General features: G+C 70.7%; 20 protein-coding genes. 17 read left to right on the top strand and 3 right to left on the bottom strand.

The window, feature by feature from the left end; all coding sequences use genetic code 11:
• The first annotated feature begins 111 nt into the window (after positions 1-111).
• The 15 genes from ACZ6QQ_RS32015 to ACZ6QQ_RS31945 all read left to right on the top strand — a co-directional run bounded on the left by ACZ6QQ_RS32015 (position 112) and on the right by ACZ6QQ_RS31945 (position 17,983).
• Complete coding sequence (locus ACZ6QQ_RS32015) at positions 112-894, top strand: SDR family oxidoreductase (RefSeq protein WP_465881361.1); 783 nt, start codon at positions 112-114, stop codon at positions 892-894.
• 52 nt (positions 895-946) lie between these two features.
• Positions 947-2,290, top strand: a complete 1,344-nt coding sequence (locus tag ACZ6QQ_RS32010; RefSeq protein ID WP_465881360.1) for an FAD-dependent oxidoreductase — start codon at positions 947-949, stop codon at positions 2,288-2,290.
• 32 nt (positions 2,291-2,322) lie between these two features.
• Positions 2,323-3,429: a nucleotide disphospho-sugar-binding domain-containing protein gene (locus ACZ6QQ_RS32005; protein WP_465881358.1), complete on the top strand. Its 1,107-nt coding sequence runs from the start codon at positions 2,323-2,325 to the stop codon at positions 3,427-3,429.
• Between the two features lie 73 nt (positions 3,430-3,502).
• The gene (locus tag ACZ6QQ_RS32000) at positions 3,503-4,096 is read left to right on the top strand and encodes a dTDP-4-dehydrorhamnose 3,5-epimerase family protein (protein WP_465881357.1); all 594 of its coding nucleotides are present in this window, start codon (positions 3,503-3,505) and stop codon (positions 4,094-4,096) included.
• Complete coding sequence (locus ACZ6QQ_RS31995) at positions 4,096-5,088, top strand: Gfo/Idh/MocA family protein (RefSeq protein ID WP_465881356.1); 993 nt, start codon at positions 4,096-4,098, stop codon at positions 5,086-5,088. Before ACZ6QQ_RS32000 ends, ACZ6QQ_RS31995 begins: the two co-directional genes overlap by 1 nt.
• Before the next feature lie 479 nt (positions 5,089-5,567).
• Positions 5,568-6,974, top strand: a complete 1,407-nt coding sequence (locus ACZ6QQ_RS31990) for an NDP-hexose 2,3-dehydratase family protein (RefSeq protein ID WP_465881355.1) — start codon at positions 5,568-5,570, stop codon at positions 6,972-6,974.
• Between the two features lie 48 nt (positions 6,975-7,022).
• The gene (locus tag ACZ6QQ_RS31985) at positions 7,023-7,973 is read left to right on the top strand and encodes a 4-hydroxy-3-methylbut-2-enyl diphosphate reductase (RefSeq protein WP_465881354.1); all 951 of its coding nucleotides are present in this window, start codon (positions 7,023-7,025) and stop codon (positions 7,971-7,973) included.
• Between the two features lie 17 nt (positions 7,974-7,990).
• On the top strand, positions 7,991-9,031 hold the full coding sequence (locus ACZ6QQ_RS31980; RefSeq protein WP_465881353.1) for a polyprenyl synthetase family protein: 1,041 nt from the start codon (positions 7,991-7,993) through the stop codon (positions 9,029-9,031).
• A 104-nt stretch (positions 9,032-9,135) separates the two neighbouring features.
• Positions 9,136-10,986, top strand: coding sequence for a 1-deoxy-D-xylulose-5-phosphate synthase (locus tag ACZ6QQ_RS31975; protein WP_465881351.1), 1,851 nt, complete (start codon positions 9,136-9,138; stop codon positions 10,984-10,986).
• Positions 10,977-12,149, top strand: a complete 1,173-nt coding sequence (gene ispG / locus ACZ6QQ_RS31970) for a flavodoxin-dependent (E)-4-hydroxy-3-methylbut-2-enyl-diphosphate synthase (RefSeq protein WP_465881350.1) — start codon at positions 10,977-10,979, stop codon at positions 12,147-12,149. Before ACZ6QQ_RS31975 ends, ispG begins: the two co-directional genes overlap by 10 nt.
• Entirely contained in the window at positions 12,146-13,108 is a 963-nt protein-coding gene (locus tag ACZ6QQ_RS31965) for a UbiA family prenyltransferase (protein ID WP_465881349.1), read from the top strand. The genes ispG and ACZ6QQ_RS31965 overlap by 4 nt, the downstream gene beginning before the upstream one ends.
• 266 nt (positions 13,109-13,374) lie before the next feature.
• On the top strand, positions 13,375-14,544 hold the full coding sequence (locus ACZ6QQ_RS31960; protein WP_465881347.1) for a 3-deoxy-7-phosphoheptulonate synthase: 1,170 nt from the start codon (positions 13,375-13,377) through the stop codon (positions 14,542-14,544).
• 28 nt (positions 14,545-14,572) lie between these two features.
• Positions 14,573-15,343 (top strand): 2,3-dihydro-2,3-dihydroxybenzoate dehydrogenase, encoded by a 771-nt coding sequence (locus ACZ6QQ_RS31955; protein ID WP_465881346.1) that lies wholly within the window; start codon positions 14,573-14,575, stop codon positions 15,341-15,343.
• Positions 15,344-15,386: 43 nt separating this feature from the next.
• On the top strand, positions 15,387-16,082 hold the full coding sequence (locus ACZ6QQ_RS31950; RefSeq protein WP_465881344.1) for an isochorismatase family protein: 696 nt from the start codon (positions 15,387-15,389) through the stop codon (positions 16,080-16,082).
• Entirely contained in the window at positions 16,079-17,983 is a 1,905-nt protein-coding gene (locus ACZ6QQ_RS31945; RefSeq protein ID WP_465881343.1) for an anthranilate synthase family protein, read from the top strand. Before ACZ6QQ_RS31950 ends, ACZ6QQ_RS31945 begins: the two co-directional genes overlap by 4 nt.
• Positions 17,984-18,143: 160 nt before the next feature.
• Here the strand turns inward: ACZ6QQ_RS31945 and ACZ6QQ_RS31940 are convergent, their stop codons facing one another.
• The 3 genes from ACZ6QQ_RS31940 to ACZ6QQ_RS31930 all read right to left on the bottom strand — a co-directional run bounded on the left by ACZ6QQ_RS31940 (position 18,144) and on the right by ACZ6QQ_RS31930 (position 21,772).
• Positions 18,144-19,364, bottom strand: coding sequence for an IS701 family transposase (locus ACZ6QQ_RS31940; protein WP_465881342.1), 1,221 nt, complete (start codon positions 19,362-19,364; stop codon positions 18,144-18,146).
• 794 nt (positions 19,365-20,158) lie between these two features.
• Positions 20,159-21,193 (bottom strand): NADPH:quinone reductase, encoded by a 1,035-nt coding sequence (locus tag ACZ6QQ_RS31935; RefSeq protein ID WP_465881341.1) that lies wholly within the window; start codon positions 21,191-21,193, stop codon positions 20,159-20,161.
• A 54-nt stretch (positions 21,194-21,247) separates the two neighbouring features.
• Positions 21,248-21,772, bottom strand: coding sequence for an RrF2 family transcriptional regulator (locus ACZ6QQ_RS31930; RefSeq protein WP_465881340.1), 525 nt, complete (start codon positions 21,770-21,772; stop codon positions 21,248-21,250).
• A gap of 136 nt (positions 21,773-21,908) precedes the next feature.
• Here ACZ6QQ_RS31930 and ACZ6QQ_RS31925 point away from each other — a divergent pair, with 136 nt between their 5' ends.
• Together ACZ6QQ_RS31925 and ACZ6QQ_RS31920 are read left to right on the top strand one after the other, a co-directional pair.
• A complete protein-coding gene (locus tag ACZ6QQ_RS31925; protein ID WP_465881339.1) occupies positions 21,909-22,487 on the top strand; it encodes an SRPBCC family protein in 579 nt (192 codons plus the stop codon).
• Between the two features lie 46 nt (positions 22,488-22,533).
• Positions 22,534-24,102 carry a class I adenylate-forming enzyme family protein gene (locus ACZ6QQ_RS31920; RefSeq protein ID WP_465881337.1) on the top strand — a complete coding sequence of 523 codons (1,569 nt, stop codon included), beginning with the start codon at positions 22,534-22,536 and terminating at the stop codon, positions 24,100-24,102.
• Positions 24,103-24,141 lie beyond the last annotated feature (39 nt).

Genomic DNA, 24,141 nt, shown 5'->3' with positions numbered 1-24,141 from the left:
ACGGAACCAGACGACGAGGCGAGCACTTTTCCGATCGATAGTCCGGCGGGAGCCGCGCAGGAGGCGTACCGGGCGGTCGAAGCAGAGCATCCGAGCGACGGAGGAGATCAAGTGGGCAAGTATGACGGCAAGAAGGCCGTTGTCACCGGCGGGACCCACGGCATCGGGATGGCGGTGGTCGAGGCGCTGCTCGACGGGGGCGCCGAGGTGGTGCTGACCGGGCTGAACGAGGAGCGGGTCGAGGCCGCGCGGGTGAAGCTGGCCGACCGCGCCGCGCACGTCGTCCGTTCCGACGCGGGCAGCCTCGCCGACATCGACGAGCTGGGCAAGATCGTCGAGGACCGGCTCGGCCAGGTCGACTTCGTCTTCGTCAACGTCGGGTACCTGCGCTTCGGGCCGCTGGACGCGGTGACCGAGGAGGTCTACGACAAGATGTTCGACGTCAACACCAAGGGCGCCTTCTTCACCGCCCAACGCCTCGCGCCGCTGGTCCGCGACGGCGGGTCGTTCGTCTTCACCACCGCCGTGGCGGTCGGCATGGGCTTCGTGGCCACCAGCGTCGGCACCGGCATGAAGTCCGCCATCCGGGCCTTCGTCAAGGTCTTCGCCGCCGAACTGCTGCCCCGGCGGATCCGGGTGAACGCCGTCAGTCCGGGCTTCACCGCGACCGAGACGATGGGCATCTCGCACCTCACGCCGGAGCTGACCGAGGCCAACATCCGGGAGGGCAACGACATGACCCCGATGGGGCGCTTCGGCCTGCCGGAGGAGGTCGCCACGGCGGTGCTCTTCCTCGGCTTCGACGCCACCTTCACCACCGGGATCGAACTGCCCGTCGACGGCGGCCTCGGCCAGGGACTGGAACGCCCGCACGGCGAGGTGGTCGTGCACTGACCGGCGGCCACCGGCAAGGACAGCCCACAGCTGCTACCCGAGGAGGAACGAGATGTCCGGTCGAGCCAGGACCGCCGTCATCGGCGGCGGCATGGCGGGGTGCGCCGCCGCCAGGGAACTGATCAGGGCCGGCCGGGACGTCGTCCTCTTCGAGGCGGCGGACGGTCTCGGCGGCCGGGCCCGCTCGTGGCACCGGCCCGAGATCGAGCCCGACGTCGGCATCAACCTGATGTACGTCAGCTTCTACCCCCTGATGACGCAGCAGATCCGCGAGTACGGCCTTGAGGACCAGCTCATCAAGATCTCCAGCAACGTCTACATCTCGGAGAACGGAGTCGCCACCCCGCTCTCCTCGGACACCCCGCTGGACCTGCTCCGCTACCGGCAGGTCGGGCTGCGCGACCGGCTGGCGTTCCTGTTCACCGGCATCCGCGAGGTACGCCAACGCGACAAGCTCGACCTGTTCGACCCGGTGAAGACGGCGCCGTTCGACGACGGCTCCACCGCCGCCGAGTACGGCTACCGGACGTTCTCCCGGCGTGGTTTCGACTTCCTGCTCCGTCCCCAGATCGAGGGCTTCTGGAACTTCGCCTGCGAGGACATCTCCGCCGTGCACGCCCGCTCCCTGGTGGCCTGGTTGGGCGGCTCGGACTTCTACGTGCTCCGTGACGGCATGGAGACGCTGGCGCAGCGCAACGCCGAGGGGGCGCAGCTGCGGCTCTCGCACGAGGTCACCGACGTGCAGTTCATCGGCGACGGGGTCCGGATCACCGCCCGGCGGGAGCGGGACGAGCCGGTCACCGAGACCTTCGACGACGTGGTGGTGGCGACCCCGGCGCCGATCGCGGCGAAGCTGACCACCGGGCTGCCCGGCACGGTCGTCGGCACCGAGACCCGCAACTTCCTGGAGACCCAGGAGTACGAGCCGGCGCTGTCCGTGTCGTACCTGGTCGACGCGGGCAGCCTGCCCGCCGAAGCGCACATCGTGGCCGGTGGTGCCGCCGACCCGCCGATCCGCAACATGATCACCTATCCGCGCCGGGTCCGGGACGAGCAGGGGCGGCCGGTGGAGAAGCTGCTGGTCCTCGCGTACCCCGGTCGGGCCAACACCCGGCGCCTGATCGGACTTCCCGAGCGGGAGCAGTTCGCGGCGGTCACCCCGCTGCTGCGCAGCCTCTGGCGGGACTTCCCGGCGGACCCGACCCCGTTCCAGATCGCCGAACGCCCGTACGGATTCCCGATCCCCGCGCCGGGCCGGTACCGCCGGTCGGTGCGGGTGCTGGAGGAACAGCACGCTCCGGTGGTCTTCGCCGGTGACTACTTCAACTCACCCACCACCGAGGCGGCGATGCTCTCCGGCGTCCGTGCCGCCGCGGCTCTCACCGGCGCCGCCTGAGCCCGGCGAGTCCGTCCGAAAGGGAGAAAGTCTTGAAGGCGCTGTTCATCCCCGGCAACAGTCCGTACCCGATCTTCTCGCACACCCCGCTGGCGACCGCGGTCCGCAACGCCGGCCACCAGGTCATGATGGGCGGCATCGACTGGGTGCTGCCGCACATCGCCAGTGTCGGGCTGGCCCCGGTGCGGATCTCGCCACTGTCCGCCGAAGAGGTCGCCGCCTTCGTCACCAACATGCCGACGGACCCGACCGAGTCGGCCCGCGCGGTGGGCCAGGTGTACGCGGAGATCGCCGTCAGCAGCCTGGACGCGCTGCTGGAGCTGTCGAAGCACTGGCGACCGGACATCGTCGTCGGCGGCGGCATGTTCTACACCGCCCCGCTGCTCGCCCACCACCTCGGCATCCCGGCGGTACGGCTGGAGTGGGACCGGATCGACTGCCGGATGTACGACCCGGGTGCCGAGGCGGTCCTGCGGCCGGTGCTCGACCAGTTGGGCCTGGAGCAGCTGCCGAAGCCGGACCTGTGGCTCGACGTCTGTCCGCCCGGACTGCGACCGGCCGACGCGCCGGAGACCCAGCCGATCCGGTGGGTTCCGGCGAACCCGCAGAAGCCGCTGGAGGAGTGGATGTACAGCCGGGCCGACCGGCGCCGGGTCTATCTCACGGCGGGCACCCGGCTGCACGACGGCGCGACCCTGCGGACCCTCGCGGAGGGATTGGCCGCCGTCGGTGCCGAGGTGGTCGTCGGTGCGCCGGAGCAGGTGGCGGAGCAGGTCCGGGAGGGGCTGTCCGGGGTACGGGTCGGCTTCGTCCCGCTGGACGTACTCGCACCCACCTGCGACGTGATCGTGCACCACGGCGGCGGCGGAACCGACATGACGGCGCTCAACGCCGGGGTGCCGCAGCTCATCGTCGATCCGGAGTACCCCACCCAGGCCATCGCGCAACTGGTCCGGTACGGCGCCGGTGACCTGGTGACCACCGGGGGCCGGGGACCGCAGGAGGTGGTTGACGCGTGCCGGCGGCTGCTCGATGATCCCACGTACGGGCAGCGGGCCCGGGAGCTGTCCCGGGAGTTGGCGCAGCTGCCGACGCCGGCCGAGATCGTGGGCCGGATGGAGGCGCTGGTACTCGGCTGACCGGCTCCGGCCCGGTCGACCGGACCGGGCCGGGTGGACGGGAGCGGGCGAGCGGACGAGAGGGGCACGAAGCGTGCGGATCAGCCCGACGGCGGTCGCCGGCGCGTACCTGGTCGTTCCGGAGCACCATCGGGACGACCGGGGCACCTTCTACGAGGGGATGCGAACCGACCGCCTCGATTCGGTCCTGGACACGCCGTTCACGCCCCGCCAGGTCAGCTACTCGGTCTCCCGCCGCAACACCCTGCGCGGTATCCACCTGGTGGCCGTGCCGCCCGGCCAGGTCAAGTACGTGACCTGCGTACGCGGTGCGCTCCGGGACGTCATCGTCGACCTGCGGCCGGGCTCGCCCACGTACCTGGCCCACGACAGCTATGTGCTCGACGCCCCGTCGGGACGGTCCGTCCACATTCCCGACGGGGTGGGGCACGGCTTCCTCGCCCTCACCGACGACACCTGCATCTGCTACCTGATGTCCACCGTCTACGCCCCCGGCACCCAGATCGACGTCAACCCGCTCGATCCCGAGCTGGCCCTGCCCTGGGAGCTGTCCGAGCCGCCGCTGATGTCCGACAAGGACCGGCGCGCGCCGGGGCTGGCCGAGGTGCTGGCCAGCGGCCGGCTCACCGGCTGGGCCGAGCTGACCTCCGCTGCCGGGGCGGGCTGATGGGCGGCGGTTCCGCGGCTGCGCGAGCAGCGGGCGAGCCGATCCGGATCGGGGTGCTCGGCTGCGCCGACATCGCCGTGCGGCGGATGCTGCCCGCCTTCGCCGACAGTCCCGACCTGCGGGTGGCGGCGGTGGCGAGCCGGGATCCGCAGCGAGCCCGGCCGGTCGCCGACCGGTACGGCTGCCGGGTCGCCGACAGCTACGCCGAACTGGTCGCCGCCGACGACGTCGACGCGCTGTACGTGCCGGTGCCGGCGGCGCTGCACGCCGAGTGGGTCGAGGCCGGGCTGCGGGCCGGCAAGCACGTGCTGGCCGAGAAGCCGGTGACCACCGACCCGGCGCTGAGCGCGCGGCTGCTGGACCTGGCCCGCGACCGGGGCCTGGCGCTGATGGAGAACGTGATGTTCGTCCACCATCCGCAGCACGCCCGGGTACGGCAACTGGTCGGCGACGGCGCGATCGGGGAGCTCCGGCAGTTCCGGGCCACCTTCGCGGTCCCTCGGCTGCCCGACGGCGACATCCGCTACCGGCCGGAGCTGGACGGTGGCGGTCTCTTCGACACCGGTCTCTACCCGGTTCGCGCCGCGCTGCACTTTCTCGGTGCCGAGCTGCGGGTGCTCGGGGCCGTCCTGGCCCGCACCGGGGGGCTCGCGGTCGACACCTCCGGCGCGGCGCTGCTGTGCCGTACGGACGGGGTGGTGGCCCAGTTGGCGTTCGGTCTCGACCACGCGTACCGCAACAGCTACGAACTGTGGGGCAGTCGGGGCCGGATCGTGCTGGACCGGGCCTTCACCCCGCCCGCGGGGTACCGGCCGGTGGCCGAGTTGCACGACGGGTCGGGGCGGACCGAGGTCGCGCTGCCCGCCGCCGACCAGGTGGCGAACACCGTCGAGGCCTTCGTCCGCGCCGTCCGGTCCGGCGCCGCCGTGGACCCGCTCTGCCTGCCACAGGCACGGCTGCTGGCGGAGATCCGCCGACTCGCCGACCACTGACCCGGCGCTGGTCGCCGTTTTCCCGGGTCGGGGTTCGGAATGGGTATCGAATAGATCATTGTCGAAATCCTGTCGAATTCGAACCTGACAGACTCGCAGGCCACCGGAACGGTTGGCGGGACGACCCCACTACAGTCACTAACGTCAATGATATTTAGGTGACCTGTCCGTACCGTAGCTCCCCGACATGGCTGTCGGGGGCTCTCGTCTCGCAGTCGTCGCGCTATCAGTCGTCAGGGTCGGACGTCGGTACTGCGGATATCCCGCTTTTCCGACGGCGGCGCCAATCCTCTCTTCGGTGACTTGTCCCTGCCGTCGGAAGCGTTGGTCGACGCAATTCCCGAATGGATCGCCCGTACGCAATGAGGAAATGATCGTCCGGATCCGAGTCACGTCGGAAGGAAGCCGCGGGCAGGCGCCAGCCGAGCGCGACCGTCCGTCCGCACCGGTCCGACGTGCCCCGACGACGAGGAGTTTCGATGTCGCTGTCCCTGGCCGACACCACCGGGTCGGCCGTCCCGTTGAAACAGCGCGAGGACCCGACCCTGTCGGCCCGGATGGCGTTGTCCGCCGCCGTCGGCGACGGCAGCGGGCTGCGTACCGACGACTTCCCGGAGTGGTTCGCCCGACGGTCCGCCGCCGGCACCTTCCGGGTCGAGCCGATCGCCTTCGCCGACCTGCGGAACTGGTCGTTCGACGAGCAGACCGGCAACCTCGGGCACAGCAGCGGCCGGTTCTTCACCGTGGAGGGGCTGCACGTCACCGGCAGCAGCGGCCCGGTGGCCCAGTGGCAGCAGCCGATCATCGTGCAGCCGGAGGTCGGCATCCTCGGCATCCTCGCCAAGGAGTTCAACGGGGTGCTGCACTTCCTGCTCCAGGCCAAGATGGAGCCGGGCAACCCGAACCTGGTGCAGCTCTCGCCCACGGTGCAGGCCACCCGGAGCAACTACACCCGGGTCCACCAGGGTGCGACCGTCCGCTACCTGGAGTACTTCACCGAGCCGGGGCGGGGCCGGGTGATCGCCGACGTCCTCCAGTCCGAGCACGGGGCCTGGTTCTTCCGCAAGGCCAACCGCAACATCATCGTGGAGACGTTCGACGACGTCCCGCCGCACGAGGACTTCTGCTGGTTGACCCTCGGCCAGATCGGCGCCCTGCTGCGCCAGGACAACCTCGTGAACATGGACGCGCGCACCGTCCTGGCCTGCGCCCCGGTGGAGTACGCCGAGGTCGGCGCGATGAACTCCGATCGGGACGTGCTCTCCTGGTTCACCGCCGAGCGCTCCCGGCACGAGTTCCGGGCCCGGCTCATCCCGCTGTCCAAGACCGAGGACTGGGTCCGGGACGACTGGTCGATCGAACACGTACCCGAACGGTTCTTCCGGGTCATGGCGGTGTCGGTGGCGGCGAGCAACCGGGAGGTCACCGGGTGGACCCAGCCGCTGATCGAGCCGCTGGAGCCGGCGCTGGCCGGTTTCGTCGTACGGCGGTTCGGCGGTGTGCCGCACGTCCTGGCCCACGGCCGGGTCGAGGGCGGCTTCCTGGACCGGATCGAGCTCGGCCCGACCGTGCAGTGCACCCCGACGCACTACGCCACGGCCGGCGCGGTGCCCCGTCCGCCGCTGCTCGACCTGATGCTGACCGCCAGCCCGGAGCGGATCCGGTACGAGGCCGTCCACTCCGAGGAGGGCGGCCGGTTCCGCAACGCGGTGAGCCGCTACCTGGTGGTGGAGGCGGACGAGGCGCAGGCGCCGACCCAGCCGCCGCCCGGCTACCTGTGGGTCACGCCGGGGCAGCTCAACCTCCTGGTCCGGCACGGGCACTACGTGAACGTCCAGGCGCGCACCCTGCTCGCCTGCTTCAACGCGCGGGCCGTACGTCTCTAGCGGCGGCCCCTCCCCGGCCACACCGAACGAACAGGAGCGAAGCGCACCATGGCGGCTGGAAAAAAGGTGATCCTGGCCGAGCCCCGCAGCTTCTGCGCGGGGGTACGGCGGGCAATCTCCATCATCGAACTCGCCCTAGAGAAGTTCGGGGCGCCGGTGTACGTCCGCAAGGAGATCGTGCACAACCACTACGTCGTCCGGCTGCTGGCCGAACGCGGGGCCATCTTCGTCGACTCCGAGGACGAGGTACCCGAGGGCGCCGTCTGCGTCTTCTCGGCGCACGGGGTCTCCCCGCAGGTGCGGCACAACGCCGCCGTCCGGCAGCTCGACGTGATCGACGCGACCTGTCCGCTGGTCTCCAAGGTGCACCAGGAGGCGCTGCGGTTCGCCCGGGCCGACCGGACCCTGCTGCTGATCGGGCACGCCGGACACGAGGAGGTCGAGGGGACGTACGGGCACGCGCCGGACCGGACCATCATCGTCGAGACCGCCGAGGACGCGCAGCGGCTGGACCTGCCCCTCGACACCCCGTTGGCGTTCCTCACCCAGACCACCCTGTCGACCGACGAGACCCGGGGCATCACCGAGGTGCTGCGCGGCCGGTTCACCGACCTGATCGGGCCGGGCACGGACGACATCTGCTACGCGAGCCAGAACCGGCAGGACGCGGTCAAGGCACTGGTGCCCAACAGCGACCTGGTCCTGGTCGTCGGGTCCCGTAACTCCAGCAACTCGGTCCGGATGGTCGAGGTCGCGGCCCGGCTCGGCGTGGCCGCGTACCTGGTGCCGGACGTCACCGAGCTCGATCCGGACTGGCTCGTCGGGGTCCGGACCGTTGGGGTGAGCGCCGGGGCCAGCGCCCCCGAGATCCTGGTCGAGCAGCTGCTGGACCGGCTGGCCGAACTCGGATACGACGAGGTCGAGCTGGAGCGGGTCGCCGAGGAGAACATCGTCTTCTCCCCGCCGGCGCGACTCACCAACCCCGTACCGGCGAACTGACGAAGCGGAGGATCACAGTGGACCTGGCGGTATCACCGGTACGGCAGCTCCGGCTGCGGCTGCTGGACCGGGTCGAGCGACGCCTGCGCGACTTCCTCGTCGTGGAGCGGGCCCGCTGGTCGGCGTTGGACCACCGGGGCGCCGTACCGGTCGACGAGGTGACCCGGTTGGTCGCGGTCGGCGGCAAACGGCTGCGGCCGTCGTTCTGTCTCAGCGGCTTCCTGGCCGCCGGTGGCGATCCCGACGACGACGCGGTCGTCGACGTCGCCGCCGGGTTGGAACTGGTGCACACCGCCGCGTTGATCCACGACGACGTGCTCGACGCCGCCGAGACGCGCCGGGGCACCCCGACCACCCACACCCGGTGGGCGGCCGAACACGTCGCCCTGGAGTGGCGGGGTGAGGCCCGGCGGTACGGCGAGGGTGTCGCGATCCTCGCCGGTGACCTGGCCACGGTGTATGCCGAGCGGCTCGCCGTGGCTCGTCCGCCGGCCGCGCACGCGGTCTGGGCGGACCTCGTCACCGAGATCCAGATCGGACAGTTCCTCGACATGGCGGTGGCCGCCGAGTCGATCGTCGACCCCGGACTGTCCAGGTGGATCGCGGTGTGCAAGTCCGGCCGGTACAGCATCCACCGTCCGCTGCTGCTGGGCGCGGTGATCGCCGGACGGGCCGACCTGGAACGGCCGTTCGAGGGCTACGGCGAAGCGCTCGGTGAGGCGTTCCAGCTGCGGGACGATCTGATCGACGCCTTCGGGGACAGCACGGTGGCCGGCAAACCGGTCGGGCTCGACCTCGAACAGCACAAGATGACCCTGCTGCTGGCCCAGGCCACGCAGCGCGACGAGCAGGTTCGGGCACTGGTCTCGGAGCCCGAGTGGGACACCGCCGCGCTGCGGCGGCGACTGGTCGAGATCGACGTCCGCGCCGACATCGAACGACGGATCGACGGTCTGGTCGAGCAGGCCTGTCGGGCGATCGACGGGGCGGGCCTGGACGAGCAGTGGCGACACGAACTGACGGAGATGGCCCGGGAAGTGGCGTACCGGAACCGGTGAGCGGCGCTCCGGACCCGGACGGCCCGGCGGCCGACGGGCGCGGGCAACTCCCGCCCCGGTCCGCCGAGGGCGCCGGGACGGGCCACAGCTAAGGAGTGATGACGATGGCCCTGTTGGAGACGGTGCAAGACCCGGCGCGACTGCGCCGGCTGGATGCTGCCGAGTTACGTCTGCTGGCGGGCGAGATCCGCGAGTTCCTGATCGACCGGGTGTCGTCCACCGGTGGGCACCTGGGGCCGAATCTGGGCGTGGTCGAGTTGACCATCGCGCTGCACCGGGTGTTCGACTCGCCCCGCGACCGCCTGCTCTGGGACACCGGCCACCAGTCGTACGTGCACAAGCTGCTGACCGGCCGCCAGGCCGGCTTCGACCGGCTGCGGCGCAGCGGCGGCCTGTCCGGGTACCCCAGTTCGGCCGAGTCCGAGCACGACCTGGTGGAGAACTCGCACGCTTCCACCGCGCTCTCCTACGCCGACGGCCTGGCCCGGGCGGCCGCCCTGGCCGGCGAGTCGGACCGGACCGTGGTGGCGGTGGTCGGCGACGGGGCGATGACCGGCGGGATGACCTGGGAGGCGTTGAACAACATCGGTGGCGGTACGGACCGGCCGCTGGTCATCGTGCTCAACGACAACCAGCGCTCGTACGCGCCGACCCGGGGCGCCCTGGCCGACCACCTCGGCACGCTCCGGGCCGGGCAGACCGGGCCGAACCTGTTCGAGCAGCTCGGCTTCGACTATCTCGGCCCGGTCGACGGGCACGACATCGAGGCGGTGGAGACCGTGCTGCGGGCGGCGCGGGGACTGCGCCGGCCGGTGGTCGTGCACGTGGTGACGGAGAAGGGACGCGGCTTCGTCCACACCGAGCGCAACGAGGCGGACCGGGGGCACGCGATCGCCCCGATGGACCCGGAGACCGGGCAGCCGCTGGCGGCGTCGTCCGGCCCCTCGTTCACCTCGGTCTTCGGCCGGCGCATCGTCGAACTCGCCGAGACCCGGCCGGACGTCCTGGCGATCACGGCGGCGATGCTCGAACCGGCCGGTCTGGCCGATCTCCAGCGCCGCTTCCCGGACCGGGTGATCGACGTCGGCATCGCCGAGCAGCACGCGGTGACCATGGCGGCCGGGCTGGCGATGGGCGGGCTGCGGCCGGTGGTCGCGATCTACTCCACCTTCCTCAACCGGGCCTTCGACCAACTGCTGATGGACGTGGCCCTGCACCGCTGCCCGGTCACGTTCGTCCTCGACCGCTCCGGGATCACCGGCGACGACGGCCCGAGCCACAACGGGGTGTGGGACCTGTCGGTCCTCCAGGTGGTGCCCGGGCTCCGGGTCGCCGCTCCCCGCGACGGGGCCCGGCTGGCCGAACTGCTGACCGAGGCGGTGGACTGGACCGAGGGCCCGACGCTGCTGCGCTTCCCGAAGGGACCGACCGGGCCGGACGTACCGACGGTGGCGACCTTCGCCGGGATCGACGTGCTCGCGCGGTCCGGACCGCTGGACGTCCTGATCGTGTCGGTCGGCGCGATGGCCGGGCTGGCGCTCGGCGTCGCCGAGGAGGTCCGGGCCCAGGGGATCGGGACCACCGTGGTCGATCCGCGCTGGGTGCAGCCGGTGCCGGGGGTGCTGGCCGACATGGCCCGTCGGCACCGGTTGGTGATCACGATCGAGGACAGCAGCCGGGCGGCCGGGGTCGGCGGCGCCGTCGCGCAGGCCCTGCGGGACGCCAGTGTCACCACCCCGTTGGCCGAATTCGGTACGCCGCGCCGGTTCCTCGCCCAGGGCAAGCGCGCCGAGGTGCTGGCCGCCTGCGGGTTGACCGTGCGTGACGTCTCGCTCGCCGTGATCGAGCGTTGCGTCGACCTGGGCCTGGCCAAGGGTGAACCACGTGGCGACGACCTCGACCAGGCGCTGGCCGGCCTGCTGGGGCAGGACCGAGAGGAGCAGAGGTGGCGGTAAGTCTGGGAATTCCGAGGGTCGGTCGGGAGGATCGGCCGGAGGAGCCGCCGGAGGTGCTGGCCCCCCGGCGGGTGTCCCGCAAGCTCCAGGTGGGGTCGGTGGCGGTCGGTGGTGACGCCCCGGTGTCGGTGCAGTCGATGACGACGACCCTCACCGCCGACGTCAACGCGACGTTGCAGCAGATCGCCGAACTGACCGCCGCCGGTTGCCAGATCGTCCGGGTGGCGGTGCCGTCCCAGGACGACGTGGAGGCGCTGCCGGCGATCGCGCGCAAGTCGCAGATCCCGGTGATCGCCGACATCCACTTCCAACCGAAGTACGTCTTCGCCGCCATCGACGCCGGCTGCGCCGCGGTACGGGTCAACCCGGGCAACATCAAGCGGTTCGACGACAAGGTCGGGGAGATCGCCCGGGCGGCGGCGGACGCGGGGATCCCGATCCGGATCGGCGTCAACGCCGGTTCCCTGGACCGCCGGCTGCTCAGCAAGTACGGTCGGGCCACCCCGGAGGCGCTGGTCGAGTCCGCGCTGTGGGAGTGCTCGCTGTTCGAGGAGCACGGGTTCCGGGACATCAAGATCTCCGTCAAGCACAACAATCCGGTGGTGATGGTCCAGGCGTACCGGCAGCTCGCCGAGCAGTGCGACTATCCGCTGCACCTGGGGGTGACCGAGGCCGGGCCGGCCTTCCAGGGCACCATCAAGTCGTCGGTGGCCTTCGGCGCGCTGCTCGCCGAGGGGATCGGGGACACCATCCGGGTGTCGCTGTCGGCGCCGCCGGTCGAGGAGGTGAAGGTCGGCCGGCAGATCCTCCAGTCGCTCGGTCTCACCGATCCCGGTCTGGAGATCGTCTCCTGCCCGTCCTGCGGGCGGGCCCAGGTGGACGTCTACACGCTCACCGAGCAGGTGACGGCCGCCTTCCAGGACTTTCCCGTACCGCTGCGGGTGGCGGTGATGGGCTGCGTGGTGAACGGGCCGGGGGAGGCGCGGGAGGCGGACCTCGGGGTGGCGTCCGGCAACGGGAAGGGGCAGATCTTCGTCCGGGGCGAGGTGGTGAAGACCGTCGCGGAGTCGCTGATCGTCGAGACCCTGATCGAGGAGGCCGTCCGGCTCGCCGAGGAGATGGGTATCGACCTCGACGCGGTCGGTTCCGGGGAGCCGCGATGACCACGACCCTGCGCTCCCGGCCGCCGGTGGGCATCGTCGCGACGCTGGGACGGTTCGCCCGACTGGTGAAGTACCAGTTCGTCCTGGACTTCCTGCTCGCCCTGGTGGTGGTCTGGACCGCGCTGGCCCCGTCCGCCCGGACGGATCGGGTGACCCTGCTGGCCATCCTGTTCTTCGCCCTGGGCCAGGTCGGCGTGCTCTTCGCGGTGATGACCCTGGACGACGTGACCGGGCTTGAGGACGGCAGCGACACCGCCAACTACCTGGCCGCGGACCGGACCCAGCTGCGTCCGATCAAGCGCAAACCGTTGCTCACCGGCGAGCTCACCGTCCGCCAGGCCCAGTGGTACGGCTACTGCAGCCTGGCCTGGGGGGCGGTGTGGTGGACCGTGGTCGTGCTCTACCGCGACCAGGAGCCCTGGTGGTCGGTGCTCGGCGCGATCCTGCTGCTGACGATCAGCGTGCAGTACTCGTGGGGGCTCAAGTTCAGCTACCGGGGGCTGGGTGAACTGGTGCTGCTCTCCTCGGCCGCCGGCTTCGTGCTGGTGCCGTACGCGCTCGTCGCGGGGGATCTGCCGGTGCTGGTGCTGGCCGAGGGAATACTGTTCGGATTCGGGCAATTGCTCATCGCCGGCTATTCGAATACGCACGATATCAATGGTGATGCGGCGGTCGGACGACGTACAGTGGCCGTACTGACGTCACCTCGGGGTAATCGGATATTCCTCGGTCTGCTGACCGTGTCGAACCTCGCGGTGATCGCACTGCCCATCCTGGTGGGCGGTGCGCCGGCGTGGTTCGCGGTGGCTCTGCTGCCGGTGGTGGTGCTGCGGCTGCGGCAGTACGGCTCCTTCCTCGGTAACGGCGATCCGCTGCTGGCACGCAGTCGTGGCGTGATCGTTTTCCGGGTCACCGTCGCCTGTGTGCTGGTCTTCAACGCGATCCATTTTGGCTGGTGAAGGTCCTGGTGGGGGCATCGTACCGGGATGGCGCGGGGCTCATGTGACAGATTCTCGCGACGGTTGTTGGCAGTTTCGCGAGTTTCAAACATGATTCGTGAAGTTCTGTTCGATTATGGTCCGATCGATTTGGCAACAATGGCTCGACGTGTTTCGCAAGGAATGGATCTCAATCGATCAACGACGATGTTCGATCGATTCTCGTCCGCGACGGGCGCTCCGGGAAGCCCGCGGCGCCACGTGCCACGTGGTAGGGGGAGGGACCAGTGGACAGCGTCCTGCTGAGCGTGCGGGGCAGACCGGCCCGGCAGCAGCCGGTCTGGGGCGACGCGGAACTGCTGCGGCGGGTCGGGCGGGAACTCGCCGCCGCACCCGCACTGGTCGGGCTGTCGGACGTGGTGCGGCTGCGCGCGGCGCTCGCCCGGGTCGCCGCCGGCGAGGCCCGGGTGTTGCAGGCCGGCGACTGCGCGGAGGACCCCGCCGAGTGCGGCCGGGGCAGCGTCGTACGCAAGGCCGACCTGCTCGACCGGCTCGCCGACCGGCTCGGCGCGGTCACCGGCCGACCGGTCCTGCGGGTCGGCCGGATCGCCGGCCAGTTCGCCAAGCCGCGCTCACGGAGCACCGAATGGGTCGGCGGGATGGAACTCGACGTGTTCCGCGGCCACATGACCAACAGTCCGGAGCCCGACCCGGAGGGCCGTCGGCCCGACCCGCGACGGATCCTGGTCTGCTACCAGGCGGCCCGGGAGATCATGGGCCACCTCGGCTGGTACGGCGGCGGCCCCCCGACCGCCGCCGGCGAGCCGATGTGGACCAGCCACGAGGCGCTGATGCTCGACTACGAGCTGCCGATGGTCCGCCGGGAACAGGGCGAACCGGTGCTCACCTCCACCCACTGGCCCTGGATCGGGGAGCGGACCCGTCAGGTGGACGGGGCGCACGTCGAGCTGCTCTCCAGGGTCGTCAACCCGGTCGCCTGCAAGGTCGGGCCGACGATGACCGCCGACGAACTGCTCGCCCTCTGCGCCGCGCTCGACCCGGACCGGCAGCCCGGACGGCTGACCCTGATCGCCCGGATGGGCGCGGAACTGGTCGCCGACCGCCTGCCCCCGCTGGTCCGCGCCGTACGGGCCGCCGGACATCCGGTCATCTGGCTCAGCGACCCGATGCACGGCAACACCGTGACCACCCCGGACGGACTCAAGACCCGGTACGTCGAGGTGGTGGAGCAGGAGATCGAACGGTTCCAGCAGGTCCTCCGGGCGGAGTCCGGCGTCGACGGTGGACTCCACCTGGAGATCACCCCGGACGAGGTGACCGAGTGCGTGCGCAACGCGTCGTACGCCGACCAGGCCGGCGTGAAGTACACCAGCTTCTGCGACCCGCGACTGAACCCGGCGCAGGCCCTGTCGGTGGTGGCGGCGTGGCGCCCCTAGCAACCTACCGAACCTGGAGGTCCCGACAGTGGAAAACGCGATAGCGCTGGTCAGCGGAGCAGCCGGCGGCATCGGTGTCGCCGTCACCCAGGCCCTCGGGGAGCGGGGGGTGGTGGTCGCTGCGGTCGACCGCGACCCCGAACGGTTGGCGGAGCTCTCGGCGAAGTGCGCCGCGTCCAATCTCCGGGTCCACCCGTTCGTCGCCGACGTCGCCGACCGGGCCGGGGTCGACCGGGTGGTGGAGGAGGTCGAGGACCGGCTCGGGCCGGTGGACTTCCTGGTCAACGCCGCCGGAGTGCTCCGGCTCGGTGAGGTCGGCGTACTCAGCGACGAGGACTGGGCGGCCACCTTCGCGGTCAACGTCGACGGCGTCTTCTTCCTCTCCCGGGCGGTGGCCCGGCGGATGGTGCGGCGCAGTCGGGGCGCGATCGTCACGGTCGCGTCCAACGCCGCCGGAACCCCGCGCACCCAGATGGGCGCGTACGCCGCGTCGAAGGCCGCCGCGACGATCTTCACCAAGACACTCGGCCTGGAGGTCGCCCAGTACGGCGTGCGCTGCAACGTCGTGGCACCCGGGTCGACCGACACACCGATGCTGACCGGGATGTGGCACGACGAGAGCGGTCCCCGTCGCACGCTCGACGGCCACCCCGAGGCGTACCGGGTGGGGATCCCGCTGCGCAAGCTGGCCCGTCCGACCGATGTCGCGGACGCCGTCGTCTTCCTCCTCTCCGAGCAGGCGGGCCACATCACCATGCACACCCTGACCGTCGACGGTGGGGCCGGTCTCGGCGTCTAGCCGCCGTCACCCCTCGTGTCCCACACCACGGAGGACAGATCCCATGGCAGGCATACCACCCATCGAGTCCTATCCCATCCCGGCGGCGGACGACCTGCCGGAGAACACCGCGTCCTGGCGGCCCGATCCCGCCCGCGCGGTACTCCTGATCCACGACATGCAGCGCTACTTCCTCCGGCCGATCCCGGCCGGCGCAACCCGGGACGTGTTGGTCCGCAACACCGCGCTGCTGCGGGCCCGGTGCCACGAACTCGGCATCCCGGTCGGCTACACGATGCAGCCCGGCGGGATGACCGAGCGGGAACGCGGCCTGTTGCGCGACTTCTGGGGACCGGGCATGCGGGTGGAACCGGCCGACCGGGCGGTGGTCGAGCCGCTGGAGCCGGCACCGCAGGACTGGGTGTTCCGGAAGTGGCGCTACAGCGCCTTCTTCCGTTCCGGGTTGCTGGAGCGGATCCGGGAGAGCGGCCGGGACCAGCTCATCGTCTGCGGCGTCTACGCGCACGTGGGAGTGCTGATGACCGCGGTCGAGGCGTATTCGAACGACATCGAGACGTTCCTGGCGGCCGACGCCGTGGCGGACTTCTCCGCCGAGTACCACCGGTTCGCGTTGCGGTACGCGGCCGAGCGGTGCGCCGTGGTCGCCACGACGCAACAGCTGCTCGGTCAACTCGGCCGGGCCGCCCACCGCCGCCCGCTGGTCAGTCACGAGCAGGGCGTCGAAGGTAGGGCGGCATGACCACCGGCACCCCGGCCACGCCGTCGGCGACCGACCTGATCAGTCAGATCCTCGGCCCGAACCCACCCGCGTTCGCCCTGCTCCAGCGCCCCGACACCACCGGTCCGGGCATCGTGGACGTCCTGGTCGGAACGGTCTCGGTGGCCGCCTCCATCGCCGGGATACCGCTGCCGGAGCGGTCCGGGCCGGTCGGCGGCGCGCGGCACGACGTACTGGCGGTGATCCCGTACCGGCAGGTCACCGAGCGCGGCTTCGCCTGCCGGGACGACGAGGCACCACTGCTGGCCATGTCGGTGACCGGGCAGGCGACCGTCGCCGTCTCCGAACTGCTCGCCCGCGTGCCGGACCAGCCGGTACGGATCTCCGGCGGACGCTTCGACCTGGAGGACGACGCGTACGCCGAGGTGGTCCGCCGGGTGCTCGCCGAGGAGATCGGGGCGGGGGAGGGCGCGAACTTCGTCATCAAGCGGTCCTACCTCGCCGAGATCCCGGACTTCACCCCCCGGGACGCGCTGGCGATCTTCCGGCGGCTGCTGGAGCGGGAGTCCGGCAGCTACTGGACCTTCGTCGCGTACCTCGGTGGCCGTACGCTCGTCGGCGCCACGCCGGAGCGGCACATCAGCCTGCGTGACGGGACGGCGGTGATGACCCCGATCAGCGGCACCTACCGCTACCCGCCGTCCGGGCCCACCCTGTCGGAGGTGCTGCGGTTCCTCGACGACCGCAAGGAGACCGACGAGCTGTACATGGTGCTGGACGAGGAACTGAAGATGATGGCCCGGGTCTGCGAGGGCGGCGGCCGGGTCGACGGGCCCTACCTGCGGGAGATGGCACGGCTGGCGCACACCGGGTACGTCATCGAGGGGCACAGCACCCGCGACCCCCGGGAGATCCTCCGCGAGACCCTGCTCGCGCCGACGGTGACCGGAAGCCCGCTGGAGAGCGCGTGCCGGGTGATCGCCCGGCACGAGCCCGACGGTCGGGGCTACTACAGCGGCGTGCTGGCGCTGATCGGGCAGGACGACGAGGGCGCGGCGCTGCTGGACTCGGCCATCCTGATCCGGACCGCGGACATCGACGACGCCGGGCGGCTGCGGATCGGGGTCGGCGCGACGCTGGTGCGGCACTCCGACCCGGAGGCGGAGGTCGCCGAGACCCGTGCCAAGGCGGCCGCCCTGCTGGCGGCGCTGCGGGTCGACCCCCCGGCGCGGTTCGACACGCATCCCCGCGTACGCGCCGCGCTGCGGCAACGCAACGAGGCGCTCGCGGACTTCTGGCTGGGCGAGGACGCACGTGACCCGGCGACCGGACCGGCCACCGCCGGCCGGCGGGTCCTGGTGGTGGACGCCGAGGACACCTTCACCTCGATGCTCGCCATCCAGCTCCGCTCGCTGGGGCTCGCGGTGACCGTACGCCGGTTCGACGAGCCGTACGCCCTGGACGATGCGGATCTCGTGATCATGGGTCCGGGACCCGGTGACCCGGGCGACGTCGGGGACCCCAAGATCGGTCACCTGCGGAGCACCCTGGCCCGGTTGCTGGAGGACCGGCGTCCGTTCCTGGCGGTCTGTCTCAGTCACCAGGTACTGGGGACCGTGCTGGGCTTCGACCTCATCCGCAGGAAGGTCCCCAACCAGGGCGTGCAGCGCTCGATCGACCTCTTCGGCTACCAGGAGCGGGTCGGCTTCTACAACACCTTCGCGCTCACCTCGGGTGAGGACAAGGTGGACTGCGCCGGCGTCGGGGTGGTCGAGGTCAGCCGGGACCGGGAGACCGGTGAGGTGCTCGCCCTGCGCGGCCCGCACTTCGCGGGACTGCAGTTCCATCCCGAGTCGGTGCTGACCCGCGACGGTGTCCGGATCCTCGGCGAACTCGTCTCCTGGGTCCTCAACCGCCGTTGACCCCCGGCACGGCAGACAGCCTCCGTTGCCGGCTCGATTCGGCTCGCTCGATTCGGCTCGGCGGCTCAGTGAACATGGTCGGACGCGCGGATCCGGGTCCGCGCGTCCGACCATCTTCCGCGTCGGCCGTCCAGGGGCGTCGGGCCGACCGTCGGGACCGTTACGACAGGGTGTGGCGCAGTGACCGTTCCCCGTGCGCGACCAGGGCGGCGACGGCGTGCGCGACGGAGGCGAGCGTCACGTGCCGGTGCCACCCGCCGAACGACCGACCGGCGAAGTCACGGATGCCCGCGTGGTCGGCGATCTGCGCGAAGTCCCGGTCGACCCGGTCGAGCAGCGAGGTCATCCGGACGAGTTCGGCGACGGGCGTGGTGGTCAGGTCGGTCAGCCACAGCTCCGCCGGCCAGTCCTGGCCGGTCCGACCGATCCCCAGCAGGAGCAGATCGCCGTCGCGGGCCGCCGCGCCGCCCGGCCAGTGCTGCGCCAGCCTGACCGGCACCGTGGCGGCCAGCCGGCGTGGCAGGGCGGGCCCGGACGGCTCGGAGCTGTGCCACAGCACCGGACGCCGCAGATCGCTGACCGTGCGCATCACCCGGTCGGCGGGGATGTCGGCCCCACGGCGGTGGGGGGCGAAGTTGGTGACCCGCAACGGAAGCGTGCCCGGTATCCGGGTGAGCACCGGTACGTCGGCGGCGCGGAACCGCCGTACCGCGTTGCCGGCGTCGACCTCACGGGCGTCGAGGACGATCGGACGGGGCGGCAGGTCCCAGTCCGCCATCATCGCGAGGTACGCCTCGACCGCGCACTGGCCGAGGCTCTCCGGCCGGATGTGTTCGGGGATCGCGGCGGTCCGCTTCCGGCTGTCGTTCATCAACCACGCGTTGGAGAGGTGGAGTCGGAAGTTGACCGGGGCGGTGAGGGTGTCGGAGGCCGCCCACACCCCGGCGGACTCCTGCGCGCTCACCACCTGACCGAGGGTGGGAAAGAAACGTCGGCCCACCCCGACGGAATTGTCGCCGGTTTTTGGAATGATCATTGGCCGGATCACCCATGCCTGCGGTGCGGCTATGTGCTCCAGATACCTGGCCAGCGCTCGGCGTACCGGCATCCAGGACCAGGTTGAACTGCTCACGAAATGGTGCAGTCCCTGTTCGTTCGCCTGCCCCCCCAGCAGGGCTGCGATGTTCCGGATCGACTTGCGACCCTTGGCGTTGAGCAGTCCCTGGACGTATTCCGCCCCTTTTCGGCGCTGGTCGCTGCGCGGGAGTGCGGCGAATACCTTGGCGCAGACCTCCCGCTGAATCGATTCGTACGAGTCGGCGCAAGCAACCGGGTGCGATTTCCTAAAATCGCCCTGCGCGTGTGGTAAGGCGACGCTCATCGTTCCCCCTTCCGGTAGCCGGTCGAATGTGGCGTGAGCGAACACAGAAGGCCGCCCGCCGCACGGGTGCGGCGGGATCGGAGATATCGAGAGACATGTTGTGCCCGAAGCGGCCCTCCACCGCTTTCCCAACATCCTCGATATGCAATATCCGGAATCGGGATGCAGGGGTCCCTGCATCAGCCGGACATGTTGATAAGTTCGCAGGTCAGGAGCGCTGGCCGGCGGTCCTGAGGTCGGTCATGTCCGACGTGGCGGTCCGGTGCCCACCCGGAGGCCCGTCGTTGGGCCCGTTCGCCCGATCGGGCGGGATCACCCGTGGGAGTGAGTTGATCCTCGCGGTGGTTCCGGGCGTGCGGCAGGTGCTATCGGGGGACCCGAATGAGTCTTTCCTGCCGATCGCCATGCATCATCGGTAACCTCCCCCATCCCCTCGAATGATCATGAATGTGCAGCGTCGCGGCTGCGAACACTTAAAGCTTCCGATGGCCGGGGGAGGCTTGTCAAGATAGTTGAAGCGATGGACATCAATTTAGAGCGTTGATACTTTTTTGTCCGGTTTTATCGCCCCTGTGGCCTCGGTGAGTGGTCCCGGATTATGGATTGACCGCGAAATCGGCAGAGCGGGGGCCAGGAGATTGGCGTAATCGGCACCTCCCGGTCAGCGCGTCAGAGGAAAGACCGGGGAATCGGTTCGGCGGGTGTGCTCCGGCATGGCGTGCTAATCTGCGCAGTGGCACAGCGCCCGTCTCACCGGCTCCGGCTATGCCGTACCGGTGCCGGATGTCGCCTGCTCAGCGGACGAGTTGTGTGGCGCCGGCGGTTGTCGCCCCGGCCCGTGACGGCGTGCCGATCCCGGTCGCCAGGACGATTCGCTTCCCATTCGCCTCGCCCCCCTCGACCCGGCGGTGCGCCTCGGCGGTGGCGCTCAGTGGCAGGATCGCCGTGGCCCGGGGGCGCAGTCGACCGGCGGCGAGCAGCCGGTTGAGGCAACCGGCCGCCTCGGCCAGCTCGGCCGTGCTCGCCTGGGAGATGGCGAACCCGACCACCGAGCAGTCCTTGAGGTAGAGGGCCCCGACCGGCAGCACCGGGCGGCTGCCCATCCCGGCGAGCAGCACGATCCGGCCCCGCTTCGCCAACAGGTCCACCGCGGCCGTGAGATCGTTGCGCCCGGAGGTGTCGACGTACAGGTCGACCCCGCCCGGGGTCAACCGGCGGATGCGCTCGAACGCCGCCGGGTCGTGGTAGTCGACCACCTCGGCCGCGCCGAGCGCCCGGCAGTGGTCGGCGTCCCGCGCGGCGGCGGTGGCGATCACCCGCGCACCCGCGTCCACCGCCAGCGCCACGATCGCGCCACCCACGTTGCCGGCGGCGCCGCCGACCACGACGGTCTCGCCGGCCCGCATCCGCCCGTGCGTGAACAGGGCCAGGTACGCCGTGCCGGCGGGGTGCGCGACGGCGACGGCGTCCTCGGGGCGTACGTCGTCGGGCAGGTGGTACAGCCGGTCGACCGGCACCACCGCCAACTCGGCCGCGGCCCCCGGCCGGCCGGCGTGCCCGAGACTGTTGCACCAGACCCGGTCCCCGACCCGGAACCCGGGGGCACCGGGGCCGGCCGCGACGACCACCCCGGCCAGGTCCCGGTTGACCGGGAACGGAAAGGTCAGCGGGGTGCGCCAGGCCCCCGACCGGACGAACGTGTCAACGTGGTTGACCGTGGTGACGCCGACCGAGACCAGCACGTCCATCGGTCCCGGTACCGGATCCGGCAGGTCGCCGTAGCGGATGGCCTCCGGCGGTCCGTACGCGTCGATGTATGCGGCTTTCACCTCGGGAAGTCTCGCAGTCGATCCGGGCTTCGGCACGTGGTGCGGCGGAGTGCGTCAGATTCGCGGCGATCGTGATCCACCGGCGGCGGCGGTCACCTCACCGGCCCCGGTCAGCCAGCGCCGTACCCGGTCCGGTACCCCCGGATGGTTGCGCTCCACGGTCTCCTTGATGTCGGCCAGCGTCTCGGTGGAGAGGATCTCGCGCCACGCGAGCTCGGCCCGGCGCATCACCTGGTTGACCGAGCAGGGCGCCGGATACTCGACGTCCGGGCCGACGCCGGGCTCCTGCAACCGGATCTCGGTGCAGCGGAAGAGTTCCTCGCGGCCCTCGATCGCGGTCACCACGTCCAGCACCCTGATCTTCTCCACCGGGCGGCCCAGCCGGAAACCGCCCCGTGGACCGGTGGTCGACACGATGATGCCCTCGTTGGACAGCGCCTGCAGCTGCTTGTTCAGGTACGCCGTCGGCAGGGCGTGGAAGGCCGCCAGCCGGGAGGCGGTCACCGCGTGCTGTGGCCCGACCCAGGCGAGGTTCAGGCAGCAGTGCAGTCCCCACTCGACTCCTACGCTCATCCTCATTCGTGGACACCTCCCATCCTGAATTCTCGGGGAGAATCCATGCGCCGGAATCCGTCATACGGCCGATCCGGCCGACTTGACGGACCTTGATGTCATCGTTTGACGACCGACGGTCACCGCCTGCGATGCTCTTCGCGTGGCTGAATCAATCATCGACAGTATCCCGCTGTTCGAACTGCGCGCCCAGACCACGATCTCGGCGTCGCCGGACGAGGTCTACGCCGTGGTCAGCGACCTGCCCCGCAGTGCCGAGTGGAGTCCCGAGTGCGTGGGTGGCGAGTGGGTGTCGGGTGAGCCGTCCACCGTCGGCGCCGTCTTCCGGGGCGAGAACCTGCGCAGCGAGGAGGTTGTCGGCTGGGCACCGCTGATCCGGGGCGTCTGGTACACCGAGGCCAGGGTCCTCACCGCCGAGCCCGGTCGGACGTTCACCTGGGCGATGCTCACCCACGCCCGCGAGGACCAGGACAGCATCTGGGGTTTCGACACCGAACCCGCGCCGGAGGGCTGCGTCCTGGTGCACCACTTCCGGATGGGCCGGGCGACCGAGGGCATCCACAAGATCGTCAAGGACCTGGACGAGCCGGACCGGGAGCGGTTCGTCGAGGAGTGGACCGCAAAGCTCCAACAGGACCTGCGGGACACGTTGCAGAACATCAAAGCGGTGATCGAGAAGACCGCCGGCCCGATCCGGGGTCGGGTCGTCCAGAACAGCTGAGCCGCTGACGAACGGCTGGAACCTAGTCACGAGTGGAGGGCGACACGTGTTCCTGCAACGCGTAGGCAACCGGGGGATCCGGCTGGGCACGCTCTTCGACCGGGCCGCGTCACTCTACCCGGCGAACATGATGATCCTGGACCACCGCCTCGACATCGCCCCGGAGCTGGGACACCGGGCGACCCTGCGGGAGTTCGCGAACCTCGTCGACGACTTCGCCTCCCGGTTCTGGGCGGCGAAGGTACGGCCCGGCGACCGGGTGGTGGTCTACAAGTCGAACAACTTCGACATCTCGCTGCTCCCGTGCATCCTGGCCCGGATCGGCGCGATCCCGGTGCTGCTGTCGCCGAAGCTCGACGGGGACACGGTCGTCGAACTGCTGCGCCGGGTCAACCGTCCGTACCTGGTCACCGACCAGGCCAAGCTGGACAACGACCTGCCGGACTCCGTCTTCGAGTTCAGCGAGAAGGTGCTGCTGACCACCGGCAGCCACCCCCGCGCCGTGGAACTGGCCGCACTGGCCGGGTCGGAGCGGGTCGCACCGATCGCCATGTCGCCGGACCACCCCACCCTGGTCACCCACACCTCGGGGACGACCGGCACCCCGAAGCTGGCCGTACACACCGGACGGACGTTCCAGGCGCGTTACCGGCCGCAGGCCTCGGTCGCGTCGTTCGTCCGGGGGCGTGAGCCGGTGGCGATCCACGTCTCGTTCGTGCACTCGCGGATGTACACCGCGATGCCGATCTCGCTGCTCCAGGGGCACCAGCTCGTCATCCTCCGCGACGACGAGCCGGGCGCCGTCGCCGAGATCTTCTCCCAGGCGCCACCCGGGCTGATCGAGGCGCATCCCAACACGTTCCTGCGCTGGGAGAAACTCGCCGACGACCCGCGCCACCCGCTCGGCAACGTGAAGTACTTCAGCAGCACCTTCGACGCCATCCACCCCCGTACGGTCCAGCGGATGCTGAGCGGGTCCCGGCGCAGGGCGCCCCGGTTCGTCCAGATGTACGGCCAGAGCGAGGTAGGCCCGATCGCCGGCCGCACGTACACCCGACAGCGTGGGGAGGACGCCGACGGGCGCTGTGTCGGCTTCCCGTTCCCGGGGATGACCGCGGTACGGGTGGTGGGTCAGGACGGCCAGCAGCCCTCGCAGTCGACGCCCGGTGACATCCAGGTACAGAGCGACGGGCGGATCGTGACGTACCTCGGCGAGCACGACCGTTACCAGAAGCAGGTGGACGGCGACTGGTGGCGGATGGGCGACGTCGGCTACCGCACCAAGTGGGGCTGCCTGCACCTGCAGGACCGGGCCGTCGACCGGATCCCCGGCATCGACAGCACGCTCGCGGTCGAGGACACCCTGTTCTCCCGGATGGACGACCTGATCGAGGTCATCATCGTGCCGGACCGGGAGCGGGCGCCGGTGCCGGTGGTCTGCACCCGGGACGACCAGCCGCTGGACCTCGACGCCTGGCGGTCGGCGGTGGTGGGTCTGCCGTCGCTGGCCGAGCCGGTGCAGTGGCGGTTGGCTGACCTGCCGCAGACCGCGACCACCAAGATCAAACGGCTCGAACTCGCGAGACTGCTGGCCAACGGCGGCCGCGGCGCCTGAGACGAGTCGCCCGGGCCACCGCGGATCCGCGTACGCACC

The sequence above is a fragment of the Micromonospora sp. NPDC049529 genome, assembly GCF_055586685.1.
The sequence above is the reverse complement of the archived record's forward strand: the minus strand, read 5'-3'. Positions and strand labels throughout refer to the sequence as shown.

Excerpts from the sequence above, each read along its gene's own strand:
- ACZ6QQ_RS31995 (WP_465881356.1), top strand. The coding sequence starts at position 4,096 with ATGGGCGGCGGTTCCGCGGCTGCGCGAGCAGCGGGCGAGCCGATCCGG.
- ACZ6QQ_RS31990 (WP_465881355.1), top strand. The coding sequence starts at position 5,568 with ATGTCGCTGTCCCTGGCCGACACCACCGGGTCGGCCGTCCCGTTGAAA.
- ACZ6QQ_RS31945 (WP_465881343.1), top strand. The coding sequence starts at position 16,079 with ATGACCACCGGCACCCCGGCCACGCCGTCGGCGACCGACCTGATCAGT.
- ACZ6QQ_RS31975 (WP_465881351.1), top strand. The coding sequence starts at position 9,136 with ATGGCCCTGTTGGAGACGGTGCAAGACCCGGCGCGACTGCGCCGGCTG.
- ACZ6QQ_RS32010 (WP_465881360.1), top strand. The coding sequence starts at position 947 with ATGTCCGGTCGAGCCAGGACCGCCGTCATCGGCGGCGGCATGGCGGGG.
- ACZ6QQ_RS31930 (WP_465881340.1), bottom strand. The coding sequence starts at position 21,772 with ATGAGGATGAGCGTAGGAGTCGAGTGGGGACTGCACTGCTGCCTGAAC.
- ACZ6QQ_RS31985 (WP_465881354.1), top strand. The coding sequence starts at position 7,023 with ATGGCGGCTGGAAAAAAGGTGATCCTGGCCGAGCCCCGCAGCTTCTGC.
- ACZ6QQ_RS31950 (WP_465881344.1), top strand. The coding sequence starts at position 15,387 with ATGGCAGGCATACCACCCATCGAGTCCTATCCCATCCCGGCGGCGGAC.
- ACZ6QQ_RS31940 (WP_465881342.1), bottom strand. The coding sequence starts at position 19,364 with ATGAGCGTCGCCTTACCACACGCGCAGGGCGATTTTAGGAAATCGCAC.
- ACZ6QQ_RS31965 (WP_465881349.1), top strand. The coding sequence starts at position 12,146 with ATGACCACGACCCTGCGCTCCCGGCCGCCGGTGGGCATCGTCGCGACG.